Below are 13589 nucleotides of genomic sequence, written 5' to 3'. Positions count from 1 at the left end.
AATGGGCGACGGACGATCTTTCGTTTCCTGTCGTCAGGATGGCTTGCCGAAGGCCTGGCTGGTCTTCAGGGCGATGTAATCTCCATAGGTGATCGGCTCGTAACGGGCCGCAGCCTTGGCCGCGAACGGCGGCAGGCATTCGATAACGGTGTCCCGCGAGGGATTGAGAAAGAACGGGATCGACTGGCGTCGTGTCGTGCCTTTGAACTTGCCCGGCGGATTGGCCACCCGATGGGGTGTCGAAACCCACTCGTCATTCGTCCAGCGCATGAAGGCATCGGCGATATTGACGACATAGGCGCCCTCGATATTGGGCGCGTCCAGCCAGTCCCCGGCGCGGTTGCGCACCTGAAGTCCGCCGGGAGACGCTTCCGAGCGCAGGATGGTCATGAAACCATAATCGGTATGAACGCCGGCGCGCAGTTGACCGGGCAGCGGGCTTTCGCTCTGTTCGGGATAGTTGATGACCCGCAGTGCCGAGAGATGGTTCTCGAATGCCGGCTCGAAATAATCCGGCGCAAGGCCGATCGCTTGGCAGAACGCCCGGCGCAAATGGCGTGACAGCGCTTCCATTTCGGCGAAATAGGCGTGGAAGGCGGCTTCCAGTCCGGCAGGTTTTGACGGCCATGTGTCGCCGCCAAGCCGATGGCCGAAATTAAGGCTTTCCTTGTAGTCGCCCGGCGTCTTGATGCCGAGCGTTGCACTCAGCGCCTCGTCGGCCAGTGGCGAAAACGATACGCCCCCTTCAAGGGCCGTGCCGCGCCCCTGCTGCTTTTTCCACTCCGCCGGCTCATCAAAGAATGCGCGGGCCAGATTGTAGAGATCGGAGGTCGCCTCTTTGGAAACACCATGGCCGGTGACGAGGAAAAAGCCGGTTTCGCGGCAAGCCGCCTCGATGGCCGCGACAACGGCTGCACCGCCGTCCGTGCCTGCAATGAAAGGCGCAATATCGATCACCGGGATGCTGTTAAGGTCCGGTGTGGCGGTTGAAGCCGTCTGCATTGTCATACCCTTTTCCGGTTCTTGTCTCGCCTTGGCGGCTGCGGGATCAATCGAGGCCCTTGAAGGGCGCATCACGGAATTCGAGATATTCCTTGAGCGACATCTTCTGCAGATTGCGCATCCACTCCTGGCCCTTGGTGCTGACGTGAAGGGCGGCGATGGCGTGGACATTGTAGTCGAAGGCTGTGTGAAGGCCCGCGGCGACCTGCTGGTTGTTGATCGAGGCCTTGGCAAACTTGATGGCCGGAACCGGCATACGCGCCAGCTTGCGCGCCAGGTTCTCGGTCTTTTCCTTCAACTGATCGGCCGGCACGATCTTGTTGATCAGATGCATGCGCAGCGCTTCTTCGGCGTCCACCAGATCGCCTGTGTACATCAGCCAGCGCGTGTCGCGCGTCGACAGCAGCCACGGCATGAACAGCGCCGGCGGACCGGAATTGTGGCGCACTTCGGGTTCGCCGAACTTGGCATTGTCAGCAGCAATCGCCAGATCGCAGGACATCATCAGCTCCAGCGCACCCGCGAGCGCATAACCGTTGATGGACGCGATGACCGGGATTGGCGCTTTCCAGATATTGAGAAGCGCCTGGGCGTTCTCGGTCATATCCGCCTGCCAGGATTCGATGTCGACATCATAGTCGGCGCCCTGGAGATCGTAGCCGGAGGAGAACGCACGGCCGGCACCGGTGATGACGAGCGCATTGACATCAGGATCGGCCACCGCCATGGCGACGGCCCGGTCGATCTCGCGCACCGTCGTCTTGTTCATGGCGTTCAGTTTATCGGGGCGATTGAGGGTGATCGTCGCGAACTTGTCCGTGCCGTCCTTCTCGTAGAGGATGGTTTCGAACGGGGCGGTCGTGCTCATACGGTCTTCCTTCTTGCGGTCATGTCTGTGGGCGTGTCTGCGGAAATGGCGCCGGTGCTGGCAGGTTTTGCCAGAAGGTCGGCCTTGCTTTTCTCGAACCGTGCGATCGCTGCCGTCTTGACTGGGCCGAAGCCACGGATCTGGTCGGGCAGGCCGGCAAGTGCGGTGGCGTGATCGAGATTGCCGTGCGATAGCGCTGCCGCAAGCCCGTCGATCAGGCTAAAATAGTCGGCCACCAGCCGGCGTTCGGTGCGGCGCTCATGGGTGTAGCCGAAGACATCGAGCGGCGTTCCGCGCAGCACCTTCATCTTTTCAAGCGCTGCAAAAGCCGGGGCAATCAACTTGCCGGGAATGGCAATCTTGGCCGGGTTGCCGGTGCGCTTGTCGGTCCTGCGAGAGAACAGCGGCGGCGCGAGGTGGTGCTTCACCTCGAAATCACCTTCGAATTGTGCGGCGATCTTGTCGTGAAAGCTCCGGTCGCGGTGCAGGCGGGCGACCTCATACTCGTCCTTATAGGCCATGAGCTTGAAGGCATTGCGCGCCACGGCTTCAGCAAAGGCTTCACCCCCGACAAGACTGGAAGCTGCGGTGCGAGCGGTTTCCACCAGCCTGCTGTACCGCCGTGCATAGGCGGAATTCTGGTAGTTGGTGAGGAAGTCGACACGTCGCCTGACGATATCCTCAAGCGTTTCGGCCGGCTTTTCCTCGGGCGCCCCGGCACCGGCCGCCGTCTTGACGGCATCCGGATCGATCGCCGAGCGGCGGCCCCAGCCGAAGGCCGCCCGGTTCATGGCGATACCGGTGCCGTTGAGATCAATCGCGGCAAGGATCGCATCGAGCGTGATCGGCACCAGGCCGCGCTGAAAGGCATGGCCGAGCAGGAACATGTTGGCGGCAATGGCATCGCCCATCAGGGCCAGACCGAGTTTTGTGGCGGCAACGAGCGTCACCGCATCGTGGCCGCCGGCCTTGCGCAGGGCGTTCAGCGTGGCTTCCTGGCGGAAATCGAGTGCGGTGTTCTGCACGAAGGAAGCGGTGGGGGCAAAGTGGTCATCGAGCACGGCCTGCGTGCGGCCCGCCTTGAAGGTCTGCAGGGCGCTCTTTGCTGCCGAAACCACGATGTCGAAGCCCAGAACCAGATCGCTTTCGCCCGAGCCGATGCGGATCGAGGAAATATGCTGCGGGTCTCGTGCAACACGAAGATGCGACACCACGGCGCCGTTCTTCTGCGCCAGCCCCGTCTGGTCGAGCGTCTGAACCGCCAGACCATCGATATGCGCGGCCATCGACAGGATGGCGCTGACGGTGATGACGCCGGTTCCGCCGATGCCGGCAAGCAGCATGTTGTAAGGGCGCTCCGTAAGGGTGCGCATCTGCGGCAGCGGCAGGTCATCGAACGAAACCTTTGCCGCCTTTGCCGCCGGTTTGCGGATCGTGCCGCCTTCGATGGTCACGAAGCTGGGGCAGAAACCCTTCACGCAGGAGAGATCGGTGTTGCAGCTTGATTGGTTGATGCGGCGCTTGCGACCGAACTCGGTTTCCTGCGGCTCGACCGAGATGCAGTTCGACACCGCCGAACAATCGCCGCAGCCTTCACAGACCAGTTCGTTGATGAAGGCCCGCTTGTCGGAGACGGCAAGCGCCCCGCGCTTGCGGCGGCGGCGTTTTTCTGCGGCACAGACCTGATCGTAGATGAGAACGGTGACGCCCTCGACGTCGCGCAACTGCCGCTGCACGTCGTCAAGCTCGTCGCGGTGATTGACGCTCACCCCCTTTGGCAGTCTGCCCTGCCAGACCTCCGGGCGTTCGGCGACCACCGCGACACGCGCCGCACCTTCGGCCAGCATCTGGCCGACAATGCCGGGAACGGTGACCTCGCCATCGTGTTTCTGGCCGCCGGTCATGGCCACGGCGTCGTTGTAGAGGATCTTGTAGGTGGCGTTGACCTTGGCGGCGATGGCGGCCCGGATGGCCAGAACACCGGAATGGAAATAGGTGCCGTCGCCCATGTTGACGAAAATATGCTTCTCGTCGGTAAACTGCGAAAGGCCGATCCAGGCGCCGCCTTCGCCGCCCATCTGGGTGAATGTCGAGGTGCTGCGTTCCTCCAGCCCGATCACCATCATGTGGCAGCCGATGCCGGTAGAGGCGCGGCTGCCTTCCGGCAAACGGGTGGAAACACTGTGCGGACAGCCCGAACAGAAATAGGGATCGCGCTTTAGCGCCGGTGTCTCGACGGCGCTGGCAGAAAGGGCCGCTTCGATGTCATGGGCGCGTGCGGCCAATCCGGCATCGTGATCGTTGAGAAGCGACAGGATCGCACCGGCCACGGAGACCGCATCGATCTCGCCGGCAGCAGGCAGCAGAGGTTTGCCGTTGACGCCGATCTTGCCGAACACGCGTGGTCGCTGGTCGGTTGCCATGTTGAACAGCAGGGATTTGATCTGGTCCTCGATGATCGGCCGCTTTTCCTCGACCACCAGCAATTGCTCCACGCCGGATGCAAACCGCGACAGCCCTTCCGGTTCGAGGGGCCAGACGAGCCCCACCTTGTAAAGCCGGATGCCGAGCGCCAGCGCCCGCTGCTCGTCGATGCCAAGGCTTGAGAGCGCGCCCTTGAGATCGAGCCAGGATTTGCCGGTGGAGACGATGCCGAGCCGGGCTTTGCCGGCCGGGATTGCCCAAAGTGAGCGATCGATGGCATTGGCGCGTGCAAAGGCATGCACGCCCTCCATCTTGTTTTCCAGCCGCCGTTCCATGGCATGCGGACCATCGGGCCAGCGCAGGGAAAAACCGCCCGCTTCCGTTGGATAAACAATGGTCGAAGCCTCCGGGTCAAGGGTGACGGTCGCGGTGCATTCGACCACTTCCGTCTGGCATTTGAAGCCGATCCAGGCGCCGGAATAGCGGCTCATGGCCCAGCCCAGCAGGCCGTAATCGATGTATTCGCCGACACCGGCGGGAGACAGAAGCGGCACCATGGCCGAGATGAGGTTATGCTCGCTCTGGTGCGGCAGGGTCGAGGAGACCGCACCATGATCATCGCCCACCAGCAGCAGCACGCCGCCCTTGGCATCGGTGCCGACAGCATTGGCGTGGCGGATGACATCCATGGTCCGGTCTACGCCCGGTCCCTTGCCATACCACATGGAAAACACGCCATCGTAACGCGCGCCGGGAAACAGCGAGGTCTGCTGTGTTCCCCAGAGGGCCGTGGCGGCCATGTCTTCGTTAAGGCCGGGCTGGAAGCGGATATGGTGTTCGGTAAGATAACGTTTGGCGCGGGCCATTTCCCGGTCGAAACTGGCAAGCGGCGACCCGCGATAGCCGGACACGTAACCGGCGGTATTGAGCCCGCGCGCCAGATCGCGCTGGCGCTGCACCATCGGCAGGCGCACCAGCGCCTGCGTGCCCGAAACCAGAATAGCGCCACGCTCGAGCGTGTAGCGGTCATCAAGCCTTGAGGCCGGTTCGGAGGGCGTGGGTTCGGGGCGTTGGGAAGCAGCGGGCGTTGCAGACATTAGACGTACTCTGCAGCCGCAGGCTTCAGATCGAAGACGCGGCCGGGATTGAGAATGTTGTGCGGGTCGAAGGCTGATTTGAGACGGCGCATTGCCGCCATTTCTGCTGGCGTTCTGACCCAGGGAAGCCAGCGCTTCTTGTCGAGGCCGATGCCATGCTCGGCGGAGATCGCCCCGCCATAACGGGCAACGGCGGCAAAGGCGGCATCCGCCACGCGCGCATGTTCGCGGGTGCGCACGAGATAATGCAGGTTTCCATCGCCGAGATGGCCGAAGATATAAAATTGCGCATCGGGATCGGCGCTCAGCACAGCGTGCGACGCCGTCTCGATGAACGCCTGCATGACCGGGATCGGCAACCCGATATCAAAGCCGGTGACATGGTCCATGCTGAAGATGAACTGGCTTGCACCCTCGCGCAAAGCCCAGATCGCCGCGTAGTCGCGCGCCGAGGTCGAGACCGCCACGTCGCTGACAAGGCCATCGTCATAAGCCACCATCAGCGCCTCTGAAAACCGTGCCTCGTCATCCGTTTCCGACTGGCCCTGGATCTCGATCAGCGCATACATGCCGGCATTGACCGGAACCGGCGGCGTGGCACCCGAATGGGCAATCACGCCTGCATAGACCTCGGGAAAAATCACCTCGAACGCGGAGATCAGCGGCCCAAGCGTGCCGCGCAGGCTCTCCAGAAGAGCAATGGCGGCGCCAAGCGATGGCAGTGCGCAAAAGGCATTGGCCTGCGCGCGCGGCTTTGGATGAAGTTTCAGGCAGGCCCGCGTGATGACGCCAAGCGTGCCTTCCGTGCCGATGAAACACGCGCCGAGGTCATAACCGGAATTGTCCTTGGCCAGACCCTTGAGATTGGAAAGGACGGTTCCGTCGGCCAGGACCGCCTCAAGACCCATCACCTGGGCGCGGTACATGCCATAACGCAGGACCCGGATGCCGCCGGCATTGGTGGCGATATTGCCGCCGATGGTGGCCGTTCCCCGCGCGCCGATATCAACGCCGAACATCAGGTCGTGATCGAGAGCCTTTTCCTGCACGGACTGAAGCGTTGCACCCGCATCGGCCATGATCGTTCCGGCAGCCCTGTCGACGGCGCCAAGAGAGGTCATGCGTTCGAGAGACAGAGACACTTCGCCGGCCTGAGGCCGCGCGCCACCGGAAAGGCCCGTGCGCCCACCCTGGACAACGACAGGCTGGCCCGCCGCGTTGCATGCCGACAGGACGGCTGCGACCTCCTGCGTGTTTCTCGGGCGAAACACGAGGGCGGGGGCAGCACCCCGCTCGTCGGTCGCATCCCCGCAATAGGCGGCACCCACTGCCGCACCGGCAAGGATGGCGTTTTTGTCGAGGACGCGCGCAAGATTTGCGGCAAGCGCGTCAAGTCTTTCGGGGCACGCCGTCATGAACGGCTGCCGCCGCGATGGACGGATTTCGGGCATGAAATGCCCCGGTACAGCGATCCCACCAATTTTTGTTCCCCTGGTTATATGGATCTATGGGGCAGGTTATCGCCAATCCCATATTTGTCAAACCTATATTTAAATGGTAATGGCTTTCTCGCTCGAGCCATGCCATCAATGCGTTCAAGCGAAGGAAGAGGCGCCATGAATCTGAGATATGATGAGGTCGTGCGATCGGGGATTGCCAAGCAGGTGGCTGAAAACATCCGCTCGGCCATCATGGACGGCCGCCTGAAGATCGATGAACGCCTGCCGACCGAGGATGATCTGGCCAGAAGTTTCGGCATCTCACGCCCGACCGTTCGCGAGGCCCTGAAGAGGCTGGCGGCCCAGAACCTCATCCATTCCAGGCGCGGACCCCAGGGCGGCAATTTCGTCAAGCGGCCGGATCCCGAGGGCCTCTCCAAGGCCATTACGGGGGCTGCAACCCTGCTGGTGGGGATCGGCGCTTTTGATATCGATGAAATCGTGACGGCGCGGCTGGAGACGGAAAAGATCTGCTGCCGCCTGGCCTGTGAAAACCGTCAGGAAGACGGCTTGCAGGCCATGGCCGCCGAGATCGTCGTGCAGCAGGATGCCTCCATCAGCGACGAAGAGTTTTGTGCCTCTGACGTGCGGTTCCACCGGGCGCTGGTCGATTCAAGCGGCAATGGCCCGCTGAAACTGATGATGTACACCGTCATCGAGGCGTTTATCCCGATCACCAACATGATCGTTTTCCGGGTGCGCGAGCGCCGTCAGGTCGTGGCGTTCCACACGCAGATCATCGATGCCGTGAGGGCGCGCGATACCGATGCTGCAACGGCTGCTCTGACGTCGCTGCTGTCTTATGTGCGCACCAGCTACTCGGCGGCACTCGATGCCCGCGCAAAACGTGAAAATACCTGAGCAAATCAGGGCTTTATCCATAGAAAATCAAAGAAGGGGATAACATGACCGGTTCATTCACAGCGATGGTTGTCGATACCGTGGACGGCAAGCCAAAGAGCGCGTTCAGGCAATTGTCGGTTTCCGATCTGCCAGATCATGATGTGCTGGTCGAGGTGTCCTTCTCGACGCTCAACTACAAGGATGGCCTGGCAATTTCCGGAAAGGGCCGTATTGCCCGCCGCACCCCCATGGTCGCCGGCATCGACCTTGCCGGTACGGTGGTTGAATCCCGCTCGCCGGACTGGAAGGCCGGCGACAAGGTGATCGTCAACGGCTACGGCCTGTCGGAAACCGAATGGGGCGGGTATAGCCGTTTCCAGCGCCTGAAGTCCGAATGGCTGATCGCGCTGCCCGAGAGCTTTTCCCTGCAACAGGCCATGGCAATCGGCACTGCCGGTTATACCGCCGCCCTCTGCGTCAATGCGCTTGAGGACTGGGGCATGATTGCAACCTCCGATCTGCCGGTTCTGGTGACCGGTGCGGCCGGTGGTGTCGGTTCTGTCGCCATCAGCCTGCTGGCTGCAAAAGGCTATGCGGTGACCGCATCGACCGGCCGCGCAGAAACCCATGACTATCTTGCTTCGCTCGGGGCGACGAATTTCATCGCGCGCACCACCCTTGCCGAAAAGGCCGGCCCCTTACAGAAGGAAGTTTGGTCAGGTGCGGTGGATTCCGTCGGCTCCACCACGCTTGCCAATGTGCTGGCGCAGACCGTTTATGGCGGCGGCGTTGCTGCCTGTGGTCTGGCCGGCGGTGCAGATCTGCCGGCAACGGTGTTGCCGCATATCCTAAGAAGCGTCGCGCTCCTGGGGGTCGACTCCGTCATGGCGCCGCTTACCAAACGCCGGCGCGCCTGGCAGACGCTTGCCGATACGCTCGATCACGGCAAGCTTGCACAGATGACCCGTGTGGAGCCGATGTCGGCGCTGCCGCAACTGGCGCAGGAGATCATCGATGGCAAGATCCGTGGTCGTGTGGTCATCGACGTGACCGCATAAGCCCCAAGGGCCGTTGATCTTCGCGATGCGCCAGATGGCGCACCGCTTACAAGGATGACGTCTGCACTCTAGCCGTCCATGGCATCGGCGAGATCGGCAATGAGATCTGACGGATGTTCCAGGCCAATGGAAAGCCTTATCAGGGTGTCGGGGCAGCGCGTGCCGACACCTTCGGTCACGGCACGGTGCTCGATCAGGCTCTCGGTTGACCCCAGTGACGTCGATTGGCGGAAGACCTTTGCCGCCTTCGTCACCGCTGCAGCTTTTGCGCGGCTTGACACGCAGAACGAGAGCATGCTGCCAAAACCATGCAGGAACTGTCTGCTGGCACGATCGAAATCAGGAGATCGTGGCAAGCCCGGGTAATATACCACTTCGACGTCATCACGTGAGGCCAGCCATTCGGCGATCGTCAGTGCAGAACCACAGGCGCGCTCCATCCTGACTGCGAGCGTTCTGATCCCGCGCAGCAACAGCCATTCGCTCATCGGACTAAGCACAGTCCCATGGGCCGTGCGGTGATTTCTCAAAGCCGTTGAATTCTCCGCATCGGCAAGAACCAAAGCACCCGCGGTCAGGTCGCCATGTCCATTCAGAAATTTCGTCGCGGAATGCAGCACGATATCGGCTCCATGTTCGAGCGGGCGACAGAGAACCGGTGTCGCTGCCGTCGAATCCACCAGCAATGCAGCGCCGGCCGCACGGGCCAGATCTGAAAGACCGCGAATATCGGGAACACGCCACTGAGGGTTCGTCGGCAGTTCCGCCCATATCAAGGCCGTTTGCCCCGGGCGAACCGCGGCCCTTGCCTGATCAAGATCGCAAAGATCGACGGTCTCGACCGTCATGCCTCTGACGGACCCCGCACGAGCAATCATCTCCCGGAACTCATAATAACCGTTGGCCTCCATCAGGAGATGGCAACCCTCTGGAAGCATGGCAACGGCTGCCTGCGCGGCCGATGCACCGGAGGCAAATCCCACGGCATCGGCACCTTTCTCAGCCAAGATCATCATGCGCTCGAAATGAGACCCATCCGCCGGCCCGCTTCGCGCATAGCCGCTGGCCGGGCCGCCCTCTCCCAACACATGCGTGACCCCCATATGCAGCGGCGGCACCAGACCACCCGTCTGCCCATCGGTGAAATGGCCAATGCCGGCCAGAATTGTATCGATATGGGGGTCGACCGCCATACTGCACCCTTGCAAAGATCGATTGTCAATTGTCGATCCTTGACAGCATGCTTTCACCTTTGCAATGTTGGGACAATCGCTGCAGCCAAGGTTTCAAAGTCAGTCATGCCGAATTTGCCAAATGATCTTGGCCCCGAGATCGATGCTCTGGTGCGCGCCGCCGAGCCTCGACTGATCGAAATCCGCCGCGATATCCATGCGCATCCTGAAACCGGCTTCGAAACGATCCGCACCGCAGGCATTGTGGCAGAGGAACTGCGCGCGCTGGGCATTGAGCCGCAAACCGGGATCGGGCGCACCGGCGTGGTCGCAACGATCTCCGGCGCGCGACCGGGTCCGTGTGTCATTCTTCGCGCCGACATGGATGCGCTACCGATCCACGAGCAGACCGGCCTCGAATTTGCCTCGACCGTCCCCGGCAAGATGCATGCCTGTGGGCATGATCTCCACACCGCCTCGCTGCTCGGAGCGGCCGGTGCCCTCGTCAAGCTTGCGCCGCGCCTGGCCGGATCGATCCGGTTGATCTTCCAGCCAGCAGAAGAGACGCAGGAGAGCGGCGCCGCCGCCATGGTCGCCGATGGTGCAGCCGACGGCGCAGACATGGCAATCGCCTTCCACAACCGCCCGGAACTGCCGGCCGGCAAGATTGCCCTCCATCGCGGCGCCAGCACCGCCTCCAGCGACGAATTTCAGGTTGTCATCCGCGGCAAATCGGGCCATGCCGCACGGCCACATGCCGCCATCGATCCGATTGTCGCGGCCGCCTATGTCATCACGCAATTGCAGACGGTGATCTCGCGTGAGATGGACCCGGCACTCTCCGCCGTCCTGACGATCGGTCACATTCAAGGGGGCGCGACACAGAACATCATCCCGGACAGCTGCATGTTCGAGGGCACGGTGAGATGCCGTTCACCGCAATCGCGAGACCTGGCTGAGGCATCGTTCCGACGCATCTGCGCAGGATCTGCTGCAGCGATGAACGTCACCGCCGAGATCGACTATGTCAGGGGCGCACCGCCCCTGATGAATGACGACAAGATGATCGATCAGGCAGCAGTGGCGCTCGGCCTGCAATTCGATGATGCGCCAATCGTTGAGCCGGGAACGAGTTTCGGAGCAGAGGATTTCTCCTATTTCTCGGAACGGCTGCCTTCGATCCAGATCTTCATCGGCTCCGGGCAGGATGGTCGCAACGACCGCGTCCACAATTCCGATTATCAGCCAGACGAGTCCTGTATTGCACAGAGTGCAATCGCATTGACGCGCATGGCCGTCGAACTGCTGCCGTAGCAGCATCTTTGCACAAGCTTCATAAAAGGGAACTGAAACCATGACATTGACCCGTAAGGCCCTGCTTACTTTCGGCGTTGCGGCTGCCGCATTTGTTCTTGCCGGCGCGCAAACCACGTTCGCACAGGACAAGAAGACCTATGTCTTTGCCACCGAAGGCGCCTACCCGCCCTTCAACATGACCTCGCCGACGGGGGAATTGCAGGGTTTCGAGATCGAATTGATCGCCGAGATCGCCAAGCGCTCCGGCTTCGAAGCCAAGGTCATCTCGCAGGCTTGGGACGGCATGATCCAGGGCCTGGTCGACGGCAAGTATAACGGCGCCATCGACGCGGTGACCATTACCGACAAGCGCAAGGAAGTCGTCAACTTCTCGCTGCCCTATACGACCGGTGGCTCCAATTTCGTTGTCCTGAAGGACAGCGGCACCGAACTGCCGGGCAATGGCAGCAATATCGACCTGGCCGACAAGGCCGCCGCCGACGCCGCAGTCGCCGAAATTGCCAAGGCACTTTCCGGCAAGACGGTCGGCGTGCAGGTTTCGACCATCCAGTCGACCTTCCTCACCCAGTATCTCGCCGACAAGGGCGTGACGATCCGCACCTACCAGAACGGCCCCGATGTCTATCAGGACCTGACCAACGGCCGCATCGATGCCGCAATGGCGGCCACCACCAATATCGCCGCCTTCCTCAAGAAGAACGCCGACAAGGCCGCAACGACCGGCCCTTCCTTCAAGGGCGGCGTGATGGGCAGTGGCGCAGCCGTTGCGGTGCAGAAGAACGATACGGAACTGAAGCCGCTGCTTGACAAGGCCTTGAAGTCCATGTCCGAGGACGGAACGCTGTCGGCCATGTCGCAGAAGTGGTTCGGGCTCGACGTCACACCGAAGCTCTGATCGCCGATGTGGGCCGATCTCGATCTTCTCGGCTTCGGCCCCGACGGCTGGGGGCAGGTACTCCTGCACGCAGCCGTCATGTCCCTCCTCGTTTCGCTTGCCGCGTTTGCCTTCGGCATCGTGCTCGGAACGCTGGTCGCATGGGCGCGCACGGGCCGCAGCCGGCTGCTCCGCAGCCTTGCCGGGCTCTACACGGTCGTCATGCGCGGCGTGCCCGACATCCTCGTCATCTATCTCTTCTACTTCGGCGGTCGCCAGCTGGTGACCGCCGTCGGCACCGCGCTCGGCTTTGCCGGCCCCTTTGATATCAGCGGATTTCTGGCGGGCATGCTGGCGATCGGCCTGATTTCGGCTGCCTATCAGGCCGAAGTGCTGCGGGGCGCCTACCAGGCGGTCCCCAGCGGCACGATCGAGGCCGGTCGCGTCGTTGGCATGACGCGCTTCACCCTGTTTCGTCGGGTTATTGTTCCGCAGGCAATGGTGACGGCCATTCCCGGCCTTGGCAACCAGTGGCAGTCCGTCGTGAAGGAATCGGCGCTGGTCTCGGTCACAGGCATGGTCGAGATCATGCGACAGGTCACGGTGGCCGCCGGCTCTACGCAGGAGCACTTTCTCTTTTATGCCGCAGGCGCGGTTCTCTATCTCATCCTCACGACGATCTCGGGCCAGGTCTTCCGCATCATCGAGCATCGGGGCTTGCGCGGCCAGTTGGCGGGAGAGCGATAGATGAGCATGGACTTCTTCCTCACCACCATGCGGCAGCTTCTCGCCGGCCTGCCGCTGACGCTTAATCTGGGCATTCTATCGCTTTTCGGCGGCGGATGCCTGGCACTGCTCCTCAATCTCATGCGGGTTACGCGCACCGGCAATGCGGTGGCCTCCGGTTATGTCTTCTTGTTCCGTGGCTCACCGCTTCTGATCCAGATCTTCATGATCTATTATGGCCTTGCGACCCTTGGTTTTGTTCGGCACAGCTTTCTCTGGCCGTTCTTCCGCGAGCCTTATTGGTGCGGTCTCCTGGCGCTCATCCTCAACGATGCCGCCTATACGTCGGAAATCCTGCGCGGCGGACTTCGCGCCGTGCCGAAAGGTGCGGTCGAGGCGGCCCGCGTTTCGGGCATGACATGGCCGACCGTCTTGCGCCGTGTCATCTTGCCGATCGCTTTCCGCCAGGCGCTGCCAGCCTATTCGAGCGAGGTCATTTCCATGCTCAAGGCAACCGCGCTGGTCAGCACGATCACGCTGATGGAGGTGACGGGACTTGCGCGCGCCCTGGTGTCTGAAACCTGGCGTGCCGTCGAGATCTTCCTCTGCGCGGCGGCGATCTATCTTGCACTTTCACTGATCGTGACGCAGGCGACGGCATGGCTTGAACGCCGCCTTTCGCCCTGGCAATTCGAAGGAAACCGATAGA

General features: G+C 61.9%; 11 protein-coding genes. 6 read left to right on the top strand and 5 right to left on the bottom strand.

The features are described 5' to 3' along the window. Positions 1-33 precede the first annotated feature (33 nt). From AC4CWH_RS24160 to AC4CWH_RS24145, 4 genes are read right to left on the bottom strand one after another with little or no spacing between them, the layout of a single operon-like run. Positions 34-1008 carry an isopenicillin N synthase family dioxygenase gene (locus AC4CWH_RS24160; RefSeq protein WP_491321748.1) on the bottom strand — a complete coding sequence of 325 codons (975 nt, stop codon included), beginning with the start codon at positions 1006-1008 and terminating at the stop codon, positions 34-36. Positions 1009-1048: 40 nt separating this feature from the next. Further along, positions 1049-1870 carry an enoyl-CoA hydratase/isomerase family protein gene (locus AC4CWH_RS24155; protein WP_491285840.1) on the bottom strand — a complete coding sequence of 274 codons (822 nt, stop codon included), beginning with the start codon at positions 1868-1870 and terminating at the stop codon, positions 1049-1051. After that, entirely contained in the window at positions 1867-5391 is a 3525-nt protein-coding gene (locus AC4CWH_RS24150) for an indolepyruvate ferredoxin oxidoreductase family protein (RefSeq protein WP_491321747.1), read from the bottom strand. The genes AC4CWH_RS24155 and AC4CWH_RS24150 overlap by 4 nt, the downstream gene beginning before the upstream one ends. Further along, complete coding sequence (locus AC4CWH_RS24145) at positions 5391-6842, bottom strand: FAD-binding oxidoreductase (RefSeq protein ID WP_491321746.1); 1452 nt, start codon at positions 6840-6842, stop codon at positions 5391-5393. The genes AC4CWH_RS24150 and AC4CWH_RS24145 overlap by 1 nt, the downstream gene beginning before the upstream one ends. A 165-nt stretch (positions 6843-7007) precedes the next feature. Between AC4CWH_RS24145 and AC4CWH_RS24140 the strand changes: the two genes are divergently transcribed. Continuing rightward, a complete protein-coding gene (locus AC4CWH_RS24140) occupies positions 7008-7751 on the top strand; it encodes a FadR/GntR family transcriptional regulator (RefSeq protein ID WP_491285843.1) in 744 nt (247 codons plus the stop codon). Positions 7752-7795: 44 nt separating this feature from the next. Continuing rightward, positions 7796-8791, top strand: a complete 996-nt coding sequence (locus AC4CWH_RS24135) for an MDR family oxidoreductase (protein WP_491321745.1) — start codon at positions 7796-7798, stop codon at positions 8789-8791. A 68-nt stretch (positions 8792-8859) separates the two neighbouring features. On the opposite strand, the gene AC4CWH_RS24130 is transcribed toward AC4CWH_RS24135, so the two are convergent. After that, positions 8860-9984, bottom strand: a complete 1125-nt coding sequence (locus tag AC4CWH_RS24130) for a trans-sulfuration enzyme family protein (RefSeq protein ID WP_491321744.1) — start codon at positions 9982-9984, stop codon at positions 8860-8862. A 105-nt stretch (positions 9985-10089) separates the two neighbouring features. On the opposite strand from AC4CWH_RS24130, the gene AC4CWH_RS24125 reads away from it, so the two are divergent. From AC4CWH_RS24125 to AC4CWH_RS24110, 4 genes are read left to right on the top strand one after another with little or no spacing between them, the layout of a single operon-like run. Continuing rightward, complete coding sequence (locus AC4CWH_RS24125; RefSeq protein WP_491321743.1) at positions 10090-11277, top strand: M20 metallopeptidase family protein; 1188 nt, start codon at positions 10090-10092, stop codon at positions 11275-11277. 40 nt (positions 11278-11317) lie between these two features. After that, positions 11318-12175 (top strand): transporter substrate-binding domain-containing protein, encoded by an 858-nt coding sequence (locus AC4CWH_RS24120; RefSeq protein WP_491321742.1) that lies wholly within the window; start codon positions 11318-11320, stop codon positions 12173-12175. Between the two features lie 6 nt (positions 12176-12181). Then, positions 12182-12901 carry an ABC transporter permease gene (locus AC4CWH_RS24115; protein ID WP_491285848.1) on the top strand — a complete coding sequence of 240 codons (720 nt, stop codon included), beginning with the start codon at positions 12182-12184 and terminating at the stop codon, positions 12899-12901. Then, positions 12902-13588: an ABC transporter permease gene (locus AC4CWH_RS24110; protein WP_491321741.1), complete on the top strand. Its 687-nt coding sequence runs from the start codon at positions 12902-12904 to the stop codon at positions 13586-13588. Position 13589 lies beyond the last annotated feature (1 nt).

The sequence above is a fragment of the Neorhizobium sp. PAMB6716 genome, assembly GCF_058242805.1.
This window is presented reverse-complemented; position numbering and strand designations above follow the sequence as displayed.

Excerpts from the sequence above, each read along its gene's own strand:
- AC4CWH_RS24145 (WP_491321746.1), bottom strand. The coding sequence starts at position 6,842 with ATGCCCGAAATCCGTCCATCGCGGCGGCAGCCGTTCATGACGGCGTGC.
- AC4CWH_RS24160 (WP_491321748.1), bottom strand. The coding sequence starts at position 1,008 with ATGACAATGCAGACGGCTTCAACCGCCACACCGGACCTTAACAGCATC.
- AC4CWH_RS24150 (WP_491321747.1), bottom strand. The coding sequence starts at position 5,391 with ATGTCTGCAACGCCCGCTGCTTCCCAACGCCCCGAACCCACGCCCTCC.
- AC4CWH_RS24125 (WP_491321743.1), top strand. The coding sequence starts at position 10,090 with ATGCCGAATTTGCCAAATGATCTTGGCCCCGAGATCGATGCTCTGGTG.
- AC4CWH_RS24130 (WP_491321744.1), bottom strand. The coding sequence starts at position 9,984 with ATGGCGGTCGACCCCCATATCGATACAATTCTGGCCGGCATTGGCCAT.
- AC4CWH_RS24140 (WP_491285843.1), top strand. The coding sequence starts at position 7,008 with ATGAATCTGAGATATGATGAGGTCGTGCGATCGGGGATTGCCAAGCAG.
- AC4CWH_RS24155 (WP_491285840.1), bottom strand. The coding sequence starts at position 1,870 with ATGAGCACGACCGCCCCGTTCGAAACCATCCTCTACGAGAAGGACGGC.
- AC4CWH_RS24120 (WP_491321742.1), top strand. The coding sequence starts at position 11,318 with ATGACATTGACCCGTAAGGCCCTGCTTACTTTCGGCGTTGCGGCTGCC.
- AC4CWH_RS24135 (WP_491321745.1), top strand. The coding sequence starts at position 7,796 with ATGACCGGTTCATTCACAGCGATGGTTGTCGATACCGTGGACGGCAAG.
- AC4CWH_RS24115 (WP_491285848.1), top strand. The coding sequence starts at position 12,182 with ATGTGGGCCGATCTCGATCTTCTCGGCTTCGGCCCCGACGGCTGGGGG.
- AC4CWH_RS24110 (WP_491321741.1), top strand. The coding sequence starts at position 12,902 with ATGAGCATGGACTTCTTCCTCACCACCATGCGGCAGCTTCTCGCCGGC.